At 67.7% G+C, this 14,630-nt stretch carries 16 protein-coding genes; 6 read left to right on the top strand and 10 right to left on the bottom strand.

Going from position 1 to position 14,630, the window contains the following annotated elements:
* Positions 1-76: 76 nt before the first annotated feature.
* Both KDG50_05960 and KDG50_05965 read left to right on the top strand, forming a co-directional pair.
* Positions 77-925 (top strand): hypothetical protein, encoded by an 849-nt coding sequence (locus KDG50_05960; GenBank protein ID MCB1864955.1) that lies wholly within the window; start codon positions 77-79, stop codon positions 923-925.
* Entirely contained in the window at positions 922-1,878 is a 957-nt protein-coding gene (locus KDG50_05965; protein MCB1864956.1) for a M48 family metalloprotease, read from the top strand. Before KDG50_05960 ends, KDG50_05965 begins: the two co-directional genes overlap by 4 nt.
* On the opposite strand, the gene KDG50_05970 is transcribed toward KDG50_05965, so the two are convergent.
* A complete protein-coding gene (locus tag KDG50_05970) occupies positions 1,843-2,217 on the bottom strand; it encodes a DUF423 domain-containing protein (protein ID MCB1864957.1) in 375 nt (124 codons plus the stop codon). The genes KDG50_05965 and KDG50_05970 overlap by 36 nt on opposite strands.
* On the opposite strand from KDG50_05970, the gene KDG50_05975 reads away from it, so the two are divergent.
* From KDG50_05975 to ubiB, 4 genes are read left to right on the top strand one after another with little or no spacing between them, the layout of a single operon-like run.
* Entirely contained in the window at positions 2,216-3,025 is an 810-nt protein-coding gene (locus KDG50_05975) for a hypothetical protein (protein MCB1864958.1), read from the top strand. The two genes, KDG50_05970 and KDG50_05975, sit on opposite strands and share 2 nt — an antisense overlap.
* A 56-nt stretch (positions 3,026-3,081) precedes the next feature.
* Positions 3,082-3,828, top strand: coding sequence for a bifunctional demethylmenaquinone methyltransferase/2-methoxy-6-polyprenyl-1,4-benzoquinol methylase UbiE (gene ubiE, locus KDG50_05980; GenBank protein MCB1864959.1), 747 nt, complete (start codon positions 3,082-3,084; stop codon positions 3,826-3,828).
* Positions 3,812-4,438: an SCP2 sterol-binding domain-containing protein gene (locus KDG50_05985; protein ID MCB1864960.1), complete on the top strand. Its 627-nt coding sequence runs from the start codon at positions 3,812-3,814 to the stop codon at positions 4,436-4,438. The genes ubiE and KDG50_05985 overlap by 17 nt, the downstream gene beginning before the upstream one ends.
* On the top strand, positions 4,435-6,084 hold the full coding sequence (ubiB, locus tag KDG50_05990) for a ubiquinone biosynthesis regulatory protein kinase UbiB (protein ID MCB1864961.1): 1,650 nt from the start codon (positions 4,435-4,437) through the stop codon (positions 6,082-6,084). Before KDG50_05985 ends, ubiB begins: the two co-directional genes overlap by 4 nt.
* Here the strand turns inward: ubiB and KDG50_05995 are convergent.
* The 9 genes from KDG50_05995 to gpmI form a co-directional block, all read right to left on the bottom strand.
* Positions 6,049-6,918 carry a sterol desaturase family protein gene (locus KDG50_05995; protein MCB1864962.1) on the bottom strand — a complete coding sequence of 290 codons (870 nt, stop codon included), beginning with the start codon at positions 6,916-6,918 and terminating at the stop codon, positions 6,049-6,051. The two genes, ubiB and KDG50_05995, sit on opposite strands and share 36 nt — an antisense overlap.
* 171 nt (positions 6,919-7,089) lie before the next feature.
* Positions 7,090-7,275: a hypothetical protein gene (locus KDG50_06000; protein MCB1864963.1), complete on the bottom strand. Its 186-nt coding sequence runs from the start codon at positions 7,273-7,275 to the stop codon at positions 7,090-7,092.
* Between the two features lie 144 nt (positions 7,276-7,419).
* A complete protein-coding gene (locus tag KDG50_06005; GenBank protein ID MCB1864964.1) occupies positions 7,420-7,596 on the bottom strand; it encodes an LPXTG cell wall anchor domain-containing protein in 177 nt (58 codons plus the stop codon).
* Between the two features lie 187 nt (positions 7,597-7,783).
* Complete coding sequence (locus KDG50_06010) at positions 7,784-8,656, bottom strand: hypothetical protein (protein MCB1864965.1); 873 nt, start codon at positions 8,654-8,656, stop codon at positions 7,784-7,786.
* Between the two features lie 190 nt (positions 8,657-8,846).
* A complete protein-coding gene (locus KDG50_06015; GenBank protein MCB1864966.1) occupies positions 8,847-9,398 on the bottom strand; it encodes a DJ-1/PfpI family protein in 552 nt (183 codons plus the stop codon).
* Complete coding sequence (locus KDG50_06020) at positions 9,344-10,129, bottom strand: divergent polysaccharide deacetylase family protein (GenBank protein MCB1864967.1); 786 nt, start codon at positions 10,127-10,129, stop codon at positions 9,344-9,346. Before KDG50_06020 ends, KDG50_06015 begins: the two co-directional genes overlap by 55 nt.
* Positions 10,130-10,151: 22 nt before the next feature.
* Complete coding sequence (locus tag KDG50_06025; GenBank protein MCB1864968.1) at positions 10,152-11,495, bottom strand: S41 family peptidase; 1,344 nt, start codon at positions 11,493-11,495, stop codon at positions 10,152-10,154.
* Between the two features lie 121 nt (positions 11,496-11,616).
* A complete protein-coding gene (locus tag KDG50_06030) occupies positions 11,617-12,768 on the bottom strand; it encodes a peptidoglycan DD-metalloendopeptidase family protein (GenBank protein ID MCB1864969.1) in 1,152 nt (383 codons plus the stop codon).
* Positions 12,758-14,329, bottom strand: a complete 1,572-nt coding sequence (gene gpmI / locus KDG50_06035; protein MCB1864970.1) for a 2,3-bisphosphoglycerate-independent phosphoglycerate mutase — start codon at positions 14,327-14,329, stop codon at positions 12,758-12,760. The genes KDG50_06030 and gpmI overlap by 11 nt, the downstream gene beginning before the upstream one ends.
* Positions 14,330-14,630 lie beyond the last annotated feature (301 nt).

The following is a 14,630-nucleotide window of genomic DNA, read 5'->3' on the forward strand; positions in this document are numbered from 1 at the left end:
GGGTGGACTTGCGCGAACTGGGTCCGGCACTGGAACATTTCAACCCCCCGACCGGAACGACCGAGGAGCGGCCAACGTGAGCATCTACACCCTGATCCTGCTGACCGGCGCGCTGGGCGGCAATGGCGAGACACTGGATATCGACCGGCAGCCTACGAGCGAGCGCTTCGCACATGTGCGCGAGTGTCACCGCCGCGGCGCCGACCTCACCGCACGCCAGGCTGAGCGCGGACTCCAGGACAGCCGCTCGGATCTGCGCGACGCGCGTCGCGACGGCGCCAACGGCCGCTTCGTCGGCTATCAGTGCGTGGAGATCGGCGGCGCAGGCGCCGGCGGCGCCACGCCCGGCGTCACGCTCTACGAGCTCAGCGGACTGCGCGGCGAGAACGAAACCTTCTATGCGGATGACCCGGATCTCGGCGACAACCGGCTCGGACGCAATCGTGCAAGCTCGGTTCGCGTGCCGGACGGCTGCACGGTGACCCTGTACGACCGGGTCGGATACGGCGGCTCGTTCGTCACACTCTCGCGCGATGTGCTGAACCTGACCGGCACGAAGGTCGGCAGCAACGATGTCTCCTCGCTCAAGGTCGACTGCCAGCGCGGCGGAGGCAGACCACCCCATGGCGGCCACCCGGGCCCAGATCGAGATCCCGCGAATGGCGCGGTGACGTTATATGCCGGCGAGAACTACTCCGGCGACTACGAGGTGCTCTATGACGACGACCGCGACCTCGGTGACAACCGGATCGGCCGAAACCGCGTGAGCTCGGTCGCGATGGCGCCGGGTTGCGCCGCACGACTGTTCGGCCGCGCCGACTTCGGCGGAGTGGATCTGGTGCTGCGCGACAGTGCCAGGAGCCTGCGCGGGACCGCGCTCGGCAACAACAACACCTCGTCGATCCGGGTCAGCTGCCGGCGTTGATTCGCGAGGGCCTGCGAGACTGGTGGCGCGTCGACCCGCGTACGCGCCTGCGCCGGCAGATCGTCATCGCGCTGGCGCTGGCGCTGATCGCGGGCGGGATCGTCGCGCTGGTCGTGACCGTGAGCGCGGCCTGGCGCGGCGTGCAGGCAAACGAGACCGTGCCGATCACCGGACGCGCCCAGCGTGTCGAACTGTCCCAGGCGACGATGGCGGCGCTGGCCCGGCGTCTGATCGAATACAACGACGAGCACCGCGAACTGCTCACCGGGGGCACCCAGCTCGCGTGGCTGGAACGCGTCGCCGGCCGGCTGGCGGCGGTGGCACCGGAGTTCCCCGCCGGTTGGTCGTTCCGGCTGGACCATGGCGCGGGCGCGGATCTCAACGCCTACCCGGACGGCACCATCGGGCTGGACCTCGGCCTGTTCGCCTATGTCGGTTCAGAGGCCGAACTGGCGGCGCTAGTCGCCCACGCGATGGGTCATGTGATCGCGCGACATGTCAATGAGGGTCTGACGACGCGTCGCCTGACCGACGCCGCCCGCCGCTATGTCACCGACCCGGACGGCGTCGCGCGCATCGAACGCCTGTCGCTGCTCGCTGCGGCCGGGCTCGAGCCGAAAGACGGCGACCCGGAGCCCTTCAGTCGCGAGTTCGAGACCGAGGCCGACATCATCGGCATGACCCTGATGGCGCGCGCCTGCTTCGATCCGCTCGCCGCCCCGGTCATCTGGCACTGGCTGCGGCCACAGACCGTGCTACAGCAGGCCGACGCACCGCCCGCGACGGCGCTGCGTGTGCATCGCGACTACGCGGCGCGGGTCTGGTCGATGGGGCGTGGCGCGCGCGACCGGTTCTCGAAAGTGACCGGCCACTGCGAAAAACTCGACGGCGCCGTGCGCATCGCGCCGGCGGTCTCCTCAAGTCCGCCGCCAGGCGCCGACGGCGAACGCTGACCAGCCGACGATGAAGGCCAGCCCGCCGACCGGAGTCAGCATGGCAACCGCGCGCGGCGCCCCCAGCGCCAGCGCGTACAGGCTGCCGCTGAACAGGACGATGCCGGCGACGAATGCAACCGCCGCGACCCGCGCCGCCCGCCCGGCCGCGTGCGTCTGCACCCAGAGCCCCACGGCAACGAGCGCCAGCGCGTGCCAGATCAGGTACTCTCCGGCCGTGCGATACCAGCCGAGCGCACGCGCATCCAGGTGCGGACTCAGCGCGTGAGCCCCGAACGCCCCGGCCAGCACGCCCAGCGCCGCGAACACGGCCCCCATTCCGACCCAAGGATTATTCATGAAAAGCCCCCGACTCTGGTTGCTGCTGTTCGTGCTCGCCGTCCCGATCCCGGGCCAGGCCGAAACCCTGATCCTGATCCAGGGCTATCTCGGCGACGCGCAGACCTGGCGCTCCAACGGCATCACGAAAGCGTTGCACGAGGGTGGCTGGCGCGACGGCGGTCACCTGTACCGCACGCATCAGGGCGTGGCCGGACAGCGACCCGGCAAGAGCCCGCGGCGAATGTACACGATCGAACTGCCCACGGAGGCGCCGCTGGCCGTTCAGGCCGGCTGGATCGGCGACTACGTGCGCGCGGCGCAGGCCTGGCATCCGGGTGAATCGCTGATCCTGATCGGCCATTCGGCCGGCGGCGTGGCCGCGCGGCTGTTCATGGTTGAACACGCGGACACCGCCGTCTCGGCGCTCGTCACCATCGCCAGCCCGCACCTGGGCACGGACATCGCAGCGCTCGGCGAATCCGTCGCCAACAGCCCGATCGGCTGGTTCGCGGGCATGCTCGGCGAGAAGCGCCTGCAACGCGGCGCGGCACTGTTTCGCGACCTGAGCCCGGAACAGCCCGGCAACCTGCTGTTCTGGCTGAATCGGCAGCCACACCCGAACGCACGCTACGTATCGATCGTGCGTGCGCAGGGTGGACTGTTCGGCGCAAATGACAAGATCGTGCCGCCGTATGCGCAGGACATGAACAACGTCGCGGCCCTGCGCGGCCGGGCCCAGTCGATCGCCTCGAAAGGCGACCACCTGCTCGACGTCCAGGAAGGACGCGAGCTCGTTCGGCTGCTGAATTCGCTGCTGGCGGCCTGATCAATCACCGGCCAAGGAAGATCGGGTTTCGGGTCGGCCCTGATAGACTTTCCGCGATGAACGAACGCACGACTGACTTCGGCTACGAGACCGTCGGCTGGGACGACAAGGCGCGGCGCGTGGCCGGCGTGTTCGACTCGGTCGCGGGTCGCTATGACGTGATGAACGACCTGATGTCGTTCGGTCAGCATCGCATCTGGAAGCGCATCGCGATCGATCTGGCGGCGGTGCGCGAGGGTCAGCGGGTGCTCGATCTCGCCGGCGGCACCGGCGACCTGACGCGACAACTCGCCAGACGCGTGGGCCGCGACGGGCTGGTCTGCATTGCTGACATCAACGCACGAATGCTCGAACGCGGCCGCGAACGTCTGCTCGATTCCGGCGACGCCGCCCGCGTGCGCTTCGCGCTGGCGAACGCCGAACGCCTGCCGTTCGCGTCGGCGAGCTTTGACTGCGTGACCATCGCCTTCGGACTGCGCAACGTCACCGACAAGCCCGCGGCACTCGCCGAGATGCATCGCGTGCTGCGACCGGGTGGCCGGCTGATCGTGCTGGAGTTCTCGCGCCCGCGCACCCAGGGGCTACGCGCGGTGTACGACGCCTATTCGTTCGGCATCCTGCCGGCGCTCGGCAGGCTCGTCGCAGGGGATGCCGAAAGTTATCGCTATCTCGCGGAGTCCATCCGCATGCACCCGGACCAGGAAACCCTTGCCGGCATGGTGCGTGATGCCGGTTTCGTCGACGGCGACTGGCTGAACCTCGCCGGCGGCATCGTGGCGATCCACCGTGGCTTTGTCGCCTGAGCGGCATCCGCCGGCCGCCCTGCTCGCCGCGATCGAGGCCGGTTTGAACCGTGCACTCGTTCGCGATCCGGGCGCCGCGGCCCGGATTGCCGAACTCGCCGGACGGGTCGTCGGCTTCACGCTCGAACCCATCGGGCTCGCCGGGCACCTGCGCATCGGCAACGACAGTGTCGCCGTGCTCGCGGGACGTGCAGCAACACACGACGCGGAGCTTCGCGCCACACCCCGCGCGCTGGTGCGCCTGCTGCGCGGCGACGCGCCGGCGGCCGCCGGCGCGGACCTGCGCGGCAATGCGCGGCTGATCGAACGGCTCGCGGGCATTCTGCGGGCGCTGGATACCGATCCGGGCGGCCTGCTGAGCCGGTTGCTCGGACCCGCGCTTGCGGGTCCGGTCGATCGTGGCCTGCGCTCGCTGCGCGGGTTTTCGCGCGACGCCATCGGCGGATTTCGTGCCGACCTCGGGGACTATCTGCAGTACGAATCCAGGGCGGTGGTCACCGCCGATGAACTTGCCGCGTTCGCCAACGACGTCGACCAGCTTCGCGCCGATGTCGACCGCCTGGCCGCGCGGGTAGAGATCGCCGCCAGACGCGGGGAAGCCGCGCCGTGAGCCGGACCCGGCAGGCCCTGCGCCTGTGGCACATCCATCGCGTGCTGCTCCGTCACGGGCTCGACGAGATCATCCTCGCGCTGCACCTGTTCCGGCCGCTGCGGTTTCTCGACTGGCTGAGCCCGAGCCGCTGGCTCGGCCGACGCAAGGCACCGCGCGCCGAACGCATCCGCCGCGCGCTCGAGGATCTCGGGCCGATCTTCGTGAAGGCCGGACAGATCGTCTCGACCCGCCGTGATCTGATCCCGCTGGACATCGCCGACGAACTCGCGAAGCTTCAGGACCGCGTGCCACCGTTCCCGGGCACGGATGCCAGACGCATCGTGGAAACTGCGCTCGGCCGGCCGGTTGCGGAACTGTATGCCGAGTTCGACCTGACGCCGCTGGCCTCGGCATCGGTCGCCCAGGTCCACACCGCGCGCCTGCCGAGCGGTGAAGCGGTCGTCGTCAAGGTACTGCGCGAGAACATCGAGCCGGTCATCCGCCGCGACATCGGCCTGCTCTACAGCATCGCGCGGCTCGCGCAGCGATTCTCGGCCGATGCCCGCAGACTGCGGCCAATCGAGGTCGTCGCGGAGATCGAAAAGACCATCCTTGACGAACTCGATCTCATGCGCGAGGCCGCAAACGCCGCCCTGCTCAAGCGCAACTTCTCGACCTCGGACCTGCTCCATGTGCCGGCCGTGTACTGGTCCCATACGCGCCGCGACGTGATGACCATGGAACGCATCGAGGGCATTCCGATCCGCGACATCGCCGCATTGCGCGCGGTCGGCGTGGACTTCAAGCGCCTGTCGGAACGCGGCGTGGAGATCTTTTTCACGCAGGTGTTCCGCGACAATTTCTTTCACGCGGACATGCACCCGGGCAACATCTTTGTCACGGCCGACGGCCAGTACCGCGCCGTGGACTTCGGCATCATGGGCACGCTGACGACCGAGGACCAGCACTACCTGGCCGGCAATATTCTGGCGTTTTTCAATCGCGACTACCGTCGCGTCGCCGAGCTTCACGTGGAATCCGGCTGGGTGCCGCGTGGCACGCGCATCGACGAATTCGAATCGGCGATTCGCACGGTGTCCGAACCGATCTTCCAGCGTCCGCTCAAAGAGATTTCATTCGGGCAGTTTCTGGTGAACCTGTTCGCCACGGCGCGGCGTTTCGACATGGAGATCCAGCCGCAGCTCGTGCTGCTGCAAAAGACGCTGCTGAACATCGAGGGACTCGGCCGGCAGCTGTATCCGGAACTGGATCTGTGGCAGACGGCCAAGCCGTTTCTGGAGCGCTGGACGGCCGCGCAGTTCGGGCCGCGTGCGTTCCTGCGCCGGCTGCGCACGGAACTGCCAAAGTGGTCCGAGACACTGCCCTTGCTGCCGACGCTGTTGCACGAGGTCGCCACGCAGGCCCGCGACGGACGGCTGGACATCGGTGTCAGCGAACACGATCGTGCGGCGGATCAGGCGCTGGCACGACGGGGCAACCGCCGCGTCGTTACCGCGATCGTCGCGAGTGGATTATTGGGTGGCGGTCTGGCGTTGTTGTTGTCAGCGCCGCAGTTGCTGACGCCGACCGTTCAGACCGCGCTCGGTGCGACAGCCGCAACGCTCGCGCTAACCCTGTACGCGAAGCTGCTCTGGCGCGACTGATCCCGCATCGGCCGCGAGGCCGGCATCAATCCTCTTCTGGTTCCACACGAACGGCAGGCGCAGCATGCGCAGCAGCCCATGCTCGGTGCGCCCGGTATAGACCTCGAGTCCAATCGGCAGATCGGCATACTCGTGCAACGGCCGTTCGGCATAGGTGCCGAACCAGCGATCCCAGAACGAAAACAGCACGCCATAGTTTGAATTGGTCTCGCGGCGAATCCGCGAGTGATGCAGGCGATGCAGGTACGGCGTGACCAGCACCTTCGTCAGCGGGCGCTCGATCGCGTGTGGAAGCGCGAGATTTCCGTGCCGGAGCAGATTCCAGCTCATCGCGACGACCTTATAGATCAACACGGTCACGACATCGCACCCCAGCAGCGTGATGAGGGTCAGATCGGCTGCGAGTGAAACCGCGACATCCAGCGGGTGATGCCGGTAGGTCGTCGAAAAGTCCACCTCGGTGTCGTTGTGATGCAGGACATGCAGGCGCCACCACCACGCTAGGTTATGGCTCAACCAGTGTGTGACCCAGGCGGCGAGATCGAGCAGGACAAACCCGGCAACAAAGGCCGGACCCGGAGCCAGCGGCAGCCAGTTCAGCAAGCCGAACTGCGAGACTTCGACCAGGTGTGCGACGGCAAGCACCAGCAGGGGATTCAGCCAGCGGAACACCAGCCCGCCGATGACCAGCAGCGACAGGTTGGCAACCCAGCGCCGAACCATGTCCACGCGCTCGCGGTGCAGGGGTCGCAGAAGCTCCCAGGCCAGCACCACAACGAATCCGGCCATGAACACGGATGCGTACCAGCCTTTGCCGGGAGCGATCCAATCCATTCTGTCAATTACCCATTACGGAATCCGTTGCCTGCGCTGCAACAACGGAAGGGATCGGCCGCCGTACCCGACTGCAAGACGACACCGAAGGCGTGACCGGAAGTAGTTCCGCGGGAATGGCCTGGCGTGCGAGTCGCGCCAGCCCCGCCCGATGCCAGCGCTGCTTGCAGCCTAGCGACGCCGATTTCTCAGGAAACTGAGCCCGATCAGCAGCGCCGCGAGTGCGGCAAGACCGAGCGCAAGCGGATTGTCAGAGGGCACGGACGTCGCCGGCGGTGGAACAATAACATCCGCAGCCCGTACCGACCCGCAGACGAGCGTGGCCAGTACGAGCAGCGGAGAGCGGGAATTTCTCATGCGAGGACTCCGGTACTTTGCCTAGGGCCTGTTCACACTGCGCTCACAGCGCCTTGTTGGCCACAAAAACGGCCACCGTCGCTGCGTCACGCGCAGTGTGAGCAGGCCCTGGTACGTAACCGCGCGACCGGCGGTCCTCAGTTCCTACTTGCGGCGCGAGCGCAGGAACACACCGCCGAGCAGAGCCGCGGCAGCGCCCAGCAGGACCAGCGCCAGCGGATTGTCGACCGGCACCGAGTTCGGAACGAAATCGCCCGCGATACCCATGCCCGGAATCAGCGCGACCATCGTGAACCAACCAGCCTTGAAAGACGAACGCATACCCCCTCCCGTCAGAATGACCCAAAAAATGGCGCCAACAATCTAGAGCACCGCGCCATCGTTGCGCAATATCCGCCGCGGGCCACCTCTGGTCGCCGATCAAGTCACCCCGGTTTTCCGGGGCAACGGTGCCCAGCGCCGCATACCACTCTTACTTGATCAGAATTGCCTCAGAGGCGTTCGGGCGTCATGCCGACTGCCGCTCGATGCGCGGCTCCGCGCGGGCAAACAGACCCTCCAGCGCTGCGGCAAACGGCTCGAAGTCCACCGGACGCGGCAAGCTCGCATGAACCGGGCATTTGCGCCCGGCCCACGGATTCAGCGGATCGACAAGCAGGACAAAACGTGGCAGCGGCGCGGTTCCGCGCGCCGCAATGGCCTCGCACAGCGCGGGGTCTACACCCCGTCCGATGCGCGAATCGATCACGACCAGGCCGACCTCAAGCTGCGCGGCGACATCCCGTGCCGCCTGCGGATTCGCCGCATGCACCGTGCCCGCGCCGGCGCTGTTCAGCACCAGCGCGACCTGCTTGTAGAGCGTCACGCTGGCCGTGACGACCAGCGCCCGAATACGCCGCGGGAAACGAAGCCGCGCGCGGATCACCTCGCGCAGCGCGTTCCAGTCGCGCAGCCCGGTCTCCGGCGCCGCGCCGATCCGCAGCTCCGGTGCAAAACCGAACTCGCGCAGCGTGACGATATCCAGCGCATGCAGCAGTCGCGAGGCCAGCAACGGGCGCGTGAGGAAATGCGCCCGCCCGGCGATCTCGGCCGGCAGCGGACCGGTCGGACCCTGCGTCGTGGGCGGGTTGCGTTCGCACAGAACCAGCGCCGGCAATCTGGCTTCGAAGTTGAGTGAAGTGATCGCCGCGCGACCGTTCGGATCGTCCGGACCGGCGTTCGTCAACAGGATGTCGGCGCGTTCGCCACGCAGCGGCTGCGCGAGCCGATACCGGCGCAGACGCGCGGCCGACAGCGCAAGCGAACGCTCGACCCGCTCGCGCTCGGTGCCTTCGAAACCGGCGAGAGCAACGGCAAAGACCTTTTCCCCAACCAAGCTCATTTGGTTCGCATTCGGCAAACTCGCACGGCTACCATCCCCGTCCCGACGATCCCGGATCCAATCAACGCCAGCGTACCGATCGATCCCGAGCGTTGAAGTCTAGTGTCCTGTCCCGCAATGATCTAGCGCTTCTGCGTGGCTGAGCAGGGCTGAATCAAGGCGGTGATTCGCAGCCATAGCCAGGCTATGGTCAGGATCGCACGAGTCCGGCCTCGACACGCTCGCGCGTTGCGCGGTCGGTCAGCCGCTCGATCAGTTCCAGCGCGAAATCCATGGCCGTGCCGGGACCACGCGAAGTCACCACCTTGCCGTCCACGACCACCGCATCCGTCGAACGCTCGATGTCGGCGGCGGCGATCGCGTCGAGCACCCCGGGATACGCCGTCGCGCGGCGACCCGCCAGCAGGCCGGCGCTCGCGAGCACCTTCGGCGCCGCACAGATCGCGGCCGTGAAACGACCGGATTCGGCCATGCGCCGCAGCAGCTCGCGCACGCGCGGATCGGCATCCAGATGGTCGGCGCCGGGCAAACCGCCGGGCAGCACCACCATGTCGTAATCGCGTTCGAGCGCCGAATCGAGGTCGGTATCCGGCAGCAGCCGGGTGCCCCGACTGGCGGTGACGACGCCATCGGTGAGTCCGGCAGCCACGACCGTGATGCCCGCGCGCCGCAGCAGGTCGATGACCGTTACGGCCTCGACTTCTTCGCAACCGGGGGCGAGCGGGACGAGCACGTGGGCCATGGGTCTACCTCGGCGGGGTCGGTGACGAGCGCGGAAACCGGCACCAGCGTAACACCGGCACCGGTGAGTTCCGGCAGTCGCGCCTCGAGCACGGCGAGTGTCGCGGGATACGGATGGCCGATCGCGACGGCATGGCCGCGCGTGCGCGCCAACCCCGCCGCGTGAGCCAGCGCCGCGGCGATGGCGGCCGGGTCCGGATCGTGATCCAGGAAGACGTCGCGACGCACGAACGGCACGCCGTACTCGCAGGCCGTGCGTTCGGCGACAGAACCGGGATCGGTGCGGCTGTCGAGGAAATACAGCGCCCCGCGCATGTGCAGGCTCAGCATCAGTGTGCGCATGGCGCCGGTGTCGGCGGTCAGTGCCGAGCCCATGTGGTTGCTCAGGCCACGCGCCCCGGGCACGGCGGTCAGCGCATCGTCCAGGCTGCGGGTCACCGTGAGTTCATCCTGCCCCAGGGTCAGCGCGATTCGACCGAGCTCATGGGGTTCTCGGCTTTGCATCGGCAGGTGCACGAGCACCTCGTGACCCGCGGCGCGGGCAAGTGTGGCGGTCGTGCGCGAAGCGGGGGTGTCGGGAAGAATGCCGGCGGTCAGTGGTCCTGCCAGCGCAGCGACCCGCCGCGCGGCGCCCGGATCGTAGCCCAGGTCATCAATGACGATGGCGAGTTGGGCGCCCGGGCCGGCGGCCGCAGCAAGCGTGGCGACCAGCCCCCAGGCCGCAAGCGCCAAGACGCGGGGCCGTCAGCAGCGATCAGGCGGCGTCGTGACGTGCCTGCAGGATGTACAAACCCTTCAGCAGATTCAGGGCCTCGTGCAGCTGGTAGTCGCGCTCGGCAAGCGGCTTCTCGGCCGGCTTGTCCGCGCCGTCCTTTTCCGACCCCGATGCAGGCAGTTCCTCAGCGCCGTTCTCGTTGCTGAGCGCGCGGTTGAGCTGGGCCTCCTTGAGGGGCTTGACCTCGGGCTCGTCCACACCTGCGACCTTCACCGGGACAAGCTCGATATCCGGGGTGATTCCGGAAGCCTGGATCGAGCGTCCGGACGGCGTGTAGTAGCGCGCTGTCGTGAGCTTGACGGCGGCCTGTCCGCGCACCGGAACGATGGTCTGGACGGAGCCCTTGCCGAAGGTCTTCTGGCCCATGATGATCGCGCGTTTCTGATCCTGCAAAGCACCCGCGACGATTTCCGACGCGGACGCCGAACCGCCGTTGACCAGCACGACGATCGGCGCGCCGTCGATGACGTCGTCGGCGGCCGCTTCGAAGCGCAGCTTGGAGTCCTCCACGCGGCCCTCGGTATAGACGATCAACCCATGATCGAGAAATGCATCGCTGACGGTGACGGCGGAATTCAACACGCCGCCCGGGTTGTTGCGCAGATCGAGCACCACACCCTTCAGCGCGCCGCCGGCCTCGGTCTTGAGCTTGCCGAGCGCCGCGACCATGTCCTCGCCGGTGTGTGACTGGAAGTTCGAGATGCGCACATAGGCGAAGCCCGGATCAAGCATGCGCGCGCGCACGCTCTGCACCTTGATGATGTCGCGCACAATGGTGATGCGCAGCGGCTTGTCCTCGCCCTCGCGCACGATCGTGACGACGATCGAGGTCTCGGGCTTGCCGCGCATGATGGACACCGCCTCGTTCAGCGACATGCCCTTCACCGGCTTGTCGTCGAGCCGGATGATCAGGTCTCCGGATTTCATCCCGGCGCGCGCGGCAGGGGTGTCGTCGATCGGCGCGATGACCTTGACGAAGCCGTTCTCCATGCCGACCTCGATGCCGAGGCCGCCAAACTCGCCCGAGGTGCCGATCTGCAGTTCCTTGAAGTCGTCCGGCGACAGATACGAGGAATGCGGGTCCAGACCGGCGAGCATGCCTTCGATCGCGTGCTCGAGCAGCACCTTGTCGTCGACCGGCTCCACGTAATCGCGCTTGATGCGTCCGAACACCTCGGCGAAGGTGCGCAGATCGTCGATCGGCAGGTCCGGCACCTGGCTTGCCGAGGAACGCTCGGCGAGCACGTTGTGGCCAACGGCCAGCCCGAGCCCAAGCACGCCGCCGGCCAGCGCCAACACGCCCTGCTTGATCCACGCCTTCATCTGGGGTTTCTCCCGGCCCGGGTCGGGCCACGCAATTCGTCTATCGTTACGAGTATGCCTAACCGTCGGGTGAAAAACGACCGATCCGCGTGACGGCCGCGCGCGCGATCGAAGCACCCGATCATCCCCCGGCCACCAGCCAGGGGCGCGGGTCGCGCGGCTGGCCGTTGACCCGCAGGGCGAAATACAGGGCCGTCTGACGGCGCCCGCCCGAGTCGCCGGCCAGCGCGATCACCTCATCGGCCTCGACCCAATCGCCGACCGTCTTGTTCAGCGCCTCGTTGTGGCCATACAGCGTCATGAAGCCCTCACCATGGTCGATGATCGTGAACAGACCGTAGCCGCGCAGCCAGTCGGCGTATACCACCCGGCCATGGGCCACGGCACGAACCGGCGCACCGGGCGCCGTAGCGATCAGCATTCCATCCCAGGCCAGGGCCTGTGCACGCGGCTGGCCGAAACGCGCGATGACCGCGCCGGCAGCCGGCCACGGCAGGCGCCCGCGCCGGCTGCCGAAACGCAGCTCGGCCAGCACCGTGGACGGCACGTCGGTCACCGCCGCACGGACCTGTTGGACCAGCGAATCCAGCCGGCGTTCGTCGGCGCGCAGTTCCGTGAGCTCCGCCTCGGCGGACTGAATCCGGCCGCGCAGCGCCGCGATCACGCGCTCGCGTTCGGCCCGCTCGGCATCCAGGCGCTGCTGCTCGTGCACCGTGGCGGCGCGCAGCGACTCGATTTCGGCCGCCTTCGCCGCGGCGGCAGCGGCGAGCTCGGCGAGCCGGTCCAGCGCTGCCTGGGTCGCCTGTATCTCTGCGGCCCGGGCGCGGCCCGTATAGCCGTGGTAGGCGACCATACGCGCCAGCCGCGCGGATTCCGCCTGACTCAGCAGCACGCGCAGTCCGCCGCCACGGCTGCGCTGCGCGGCACGCAGCTGATCGGCGAGACGTGCCCGATGCCGGGCGAGGGTTGCCTGGACGGCGTTGGTTTCCGTTTCGATCCGCGTCGCCTCACCGCGCGAGCCGGTCAGCTGTCGATCGAGATCCGCGATGCGCGCGAGTGCCGAGCCGATGGCCGTTTCGGCCGCGCGCAGGGCTTCGACACCGGTGTCCAGATCGCCGTGCAGTGCACGGTTCGCGGCCTCGATCTGGGCGATTCGGGTGCGTAGCGCCTGAAGTTCGGCGGCCCGATCGATGGCCGCGGCTGGAGATGCGACGAGCAGGACACCAGCGGCAGCGAGGCACCAACACCACGCCGCCGGCCGCTCAGGATGCACGCTGGACCGCGGCCTCTTCGTTGAACGAGATCAGCGAGCGCCCCGTCATCTCGTCCGGAACGGGCAGTTCCATGAGCTGGAGCAGGGTCGGCGCGACGTCACAAAGCGCCCCGCTGTCGGCGAGTTCCGCCGGGCGGCCGACGTAGATCAGCGGCACCAGGAACGAGGTGTGGGCCGTATGCGGCTGCCCGGTTTCGGGGTCAACCATCTTTTCGGCGTTGCCGTGATCGGCCGTGATGATGAGTTCGCCACCGACCGCGCGCAGCGCCTCGATCACACGCCCGAGACAGGTGTCGAGCGTCTCGACGGCCTTGATCGCAGCATCGACCTTGCCCGTGTGACCGACCATGTCGGCATTGGCGTAGTTGCAGATGATGGCGTCGTAGCGACCGCCGACAATCGCGCCGACCAGCCGGTCGGTGACCTCGACCGCACTCATCTCCGGTTGCAGGTCATAGGTCGCAACCTTCGGCGACGGCACGAGAATGCGCTCCTCGCCGTCGAACGGTTCCTCGCGACCGCCGTTGAAGAAAAACGTCACATGGGCGTATTTCTCGGTCTCGGCGATCCGCAGCTGATGCAGACCCAGTCGGCCGATGTACTCACCAAAGACGTTGTTCAGCCGCTCCGGGGGGAACGCCACCGGCAAATCGAACGATTCGTGGAATTCGCTCAGACACACGAAACGCGCGAATTCCGGCGCACGCGCCCGCTGGAAGCCGGCGAAACCGGGCTCGGTCAGGGCCTCGGTCACCTGCCGGGCACGGTCGGCGCGGAAGTTCATAAAGAACACGACATCCCCGTCATCCATGCCGAGCGGTTTGCCGCCGGCCGGCACGATCGCGGTCGCGACAACGAACTCATCGCCCTCGCCACGGGCATAGGCGGCCTCGAGCGCGGATACCGCATCGACCGCGACATGTTCGGCGCGCCCGTCGGTGAACAGTTCGTAGGCCGTCTGCACGCGATCCCAGCGGTTGTCCCGATCCATTGCGTAATAGCGCCCGATCACGCTCGCAATGCGCCCAACGCCGAGACGATCCAGCGTGGCCTGCGCACGGCGCAGCGAGCCGTCCGCACTGCGCGGTGGCGTGTCGCGCCCGTCCAGAATGGCGTGCAGGGCGATATCGCGCGCGCCGCGCTGCGCGGCCAGTTCGATCATCGCCTGGATGTGATCCTCGTGGCTGTGCACCCCGCCCGGCGAGAGCAGCCCGATCACATGGATCCTTGCGCGGTTTGCCACCGCCAGATCCACCGCCTCGGTCAGCGTCTGGTTCTGGTAGAACGACCCGGTGCGGATCGAACGGCTGATGCGCGTGAATTCCTGATAGACGACCCGGCCGGCGCCGAGGTTCATGTGGCCGACTTCGGAATTGCCCATCTGGCCGCCAGGCAGGCCGACGGCGGCGCCGGAGGCATTGACCAGGGTGTGCGGACACTCGCGCCAGAGGCGATCCCACACCGGGGTGTTCGCCAGCGCGATCGCATTGAACTCGGTCTGCTCGCTGTAACCCCAGCCATCGAGCACGATCAGGGTCACGGGACGGTGTGGGACTGGCATGGCGTCTAACTGAGTCGGGGGTTGTCCGCGGCCTGCGCGGTGCCCGCCAGGATCGGTGCGGCGGCCCCGAAACCGGGACCCACCCCGACGGGTCCGGGGCGCGCGGCGACCGGGGCCGCTCGACTTTCACTAAAGTAACGTATTATTTTATTAGTGTACATTAAAATTGTTTAGTGGGCCGGGCGGACACGGCTCGCCGGCGAGGGCTCAACCTCGGCGGCAGGGCATGATCCGGGCGGAAATCCGAACAACAAGAGCCCACGTCGCAGCGACGCCGAAACGCATCGCAACCGCCCCGAAG

This window comes from Chromatiales bacterium (assembly GCA_020445605.1).
Classification (GTDB): domain Bacteria; phylum Pseudomonadota; class Gammaproteobacteria; order JAGRGH01; family JAGRGH01; genus JAGRGH01.